2 rRNA genes (1 of these 2 cut by a window edge) are annotated in these 2500 nt (G+C 53.6%); both read left to right on the top strand.

What is annotated here, in order from left to right:
- Positions 1 to 2222 (top strand): 23S ribosomal RNA (locus ACVOLZ_RS21580) (it extends 656 nt beyond the left edge of the window).
- Positions 2223 to 2386: 164 nt separating this feature from the next.
- Positions 2387 to 2500 (top strand): 5S ribosomal RNA (gene rrf / locus ACVOLZ_RS21575); the annotation flags it as partial.

Below are 2500 nucleotides of genomic sequence, written 5' to 3'. Positions count from 1 at the left end.
AAACCGGGTGATCTAGTCATGCCCAGGGTGAAGGTGCGGTAACACGCACTGGAGGCCCGAACCCACTCCCGTTGCAAAGGTAGGGGATGAGGTGTGATTAGGAGTGAAAAGCTAATCGAACCCGGAGATAGCTGGTTCTCCTCGAAAGCTATTTAGGTAGCGCCTCATATGTATCCTCTTGGGGGTAGAGCACTGTTATGGCTAGGGGGTCATCGCGACTTACCAAACCATTGCAAACTCCGAATACCAAGACGGACTGTATGGGAGACACACGGCGGGTGCTAACGTCCGTCGTGAAAAGGGAAACAACCCAGATCCACAGCTAAGGTCCCAAATTTACTGCTAAGTGGAAAACCATGTGGAAAGGCACAGACAGCCAGGAGGTTGGCTTAGAAGCAGCCACCCTTTAAAGAAAGCGTAATAGCTCACTGGTCGAGTCGGTCTGCGGGGAAGATTTAACGGGGCTAAGCAGTAAACCGAAGCTTGGAGTGCATAACTTTGTTATGCGCGGTAGAGGAGCGTTCCGTAAGCCTGTGAAGGTGAGTTGAGAAGCTTGCTGGAGGTATCGGAAGTGCGAATGCTGACATGAGTAACGATAATGCGGGTGAAAAACCCGCACGCCGAAAGCCCAAGGTTTCCTTGCGCAACGTTAATCGGCGCAGGGTGAGTCGGCCCCTAAGGCGAGGCAGAAATGCGTAGTCGATGGGAAGCAGGTTAATATTCCTGCACCTCGCGTAAGTGCGATGGAGGGACGGAGAAGGTTAGGTGTACCAGGCGTTGGTTGTCCTGGGGAAAGGCGGTAGGTTTGGATCTTTGGCAAATCCGGGATCCTTTAAGACCGAGCACCGAGACGAGCCTTTAAGGCGAAGTCACTGATACCACGCTTCCAGGAAAAGCTCCTAAGCTTCAGCTTACGCAGACCGTACCGTAAACCGACACAGGTGGGTAGGATGAGAATTCTCAGGCGCTTGAGAGAACTCGGGTGAAGGAACTAGGCAACATGGCACCGTAACTTCGGGAGAAGGTGCACCCTTTTTGGTGGCTCATGCGAGCTATAGCTGAAGAGGGTCGCAGTAACCAGGCCGCTGCGACTGTTTATCAAAAACACAGCACTCTGCAAACACGAAAGTGGACGTATAGGGTGTGACGCCTGCCCGGTGCTGGAAGGTTAATTGATGGGGTCAGCCGCAAGGCGAAGCTCTTGATCGAAGCCCCAGTAAACGGCGGCCGTAACTATAACGGTCCTAAGGTAGCGAAATTCCTTGTCGGGTAAGTTCCGACCTGCACGAATGGCGTAACGACAGCGGCGCTGTCTCCACCCGAGACTCAGTGAAATTGAAATCGCTGTGAAGATGCAGCGTTCCCGTGGCAAGACGGAAAGACCCCGTGAACCTTTACTATAGCTTTACACTGAACGTTGAGTTCGTCTGTGTAGGATAGGTGGGAGGCTATGAAACTGTGGCGCTAGCTGCAGTGGAGCCATCCTTGAAATACCACCCTGTCGTGCTTGACGTTCTAACCTAGGTCCATTATCTGGATCGGGGACCGTGTATGGTGGGTAGTTTGACTGGGGCGGTCTCCTCCTAAAGAGTAACGGAGGAGCTCGAAGGTACGCTCAGCGCGGTCGGACATCGCGCACTGTGTGCAAAGGCATAAGCGTGCTTGACTGCAAGATCGACGGATCAAGCAGGTAGGAAACTAGGACTTAGTGATCCGGTGGTTCTGTATGGAAGGGCCATCGCTCAACGGATAAAAGGTACTCCGGGGATAACAGGCTGATACCGCCCAAGAGTTCATATCGACGGCGGTGTTTGGCACCTCGATGTCGGCTCATCACATCCTGGGGCTGTAGTCGGTCCCAAGGGTATGGCTGTTCGCCATTTAAAGTGGTACGCGAGCTGGGTTCAGAACGTCGTGAGACAGTTCGGTCCCTATCTGCCATGGGCGTTGGAAGTTTGAGAGGGGCTGCTCCTAGTACGAGAGGACCGGAGTGGACGAACCTCTGGTGTTCCGGTTGTCACGCCAGTGGCATTGCCGGGTAGCTATGTTCGGAAGCGATAACCGCTGAAAGCATCTAAGCGGGAAGCGCGCCTCAAGATGAGACTTCCCGGGGCACAAGCCCCCTAAAGGAACCATATAGACTATGTGGTTGATAGGTCAGGTGTGTAAGTGCAGCAATGCATTGAGCTAACTGATACTAATGATCCGTGTGGCTTGACCATATAACCTCAAGTTGCCTTGGCCGACATGACATGTCGATAGACTCCAAGTGCACGCTACGTCACAAGACCAAACGCGAGACAGGCGCCGTAGGCCCTTTCTTGGATGGCATGCAGATCCACGCACACCGCCAGAAAGAAAACACGAGCGACGCTCCAACTGTCTCCCTGATGAAATTAGCGCTATGGAACCACCCGATCCCATCCCGAACTCGGAAGTGAAACGTAGCCGCGCCGATGGTAGTGCAGCCTAAGCTGTGCGAGAGTAGGTCATCGTCAGG

This window comes from Stenotrophomonas sp. STEN020, assembly GCF_056760195.1.
This window is presented reverse-complemented; position numbering and strand designations above follow the sequence as displayed.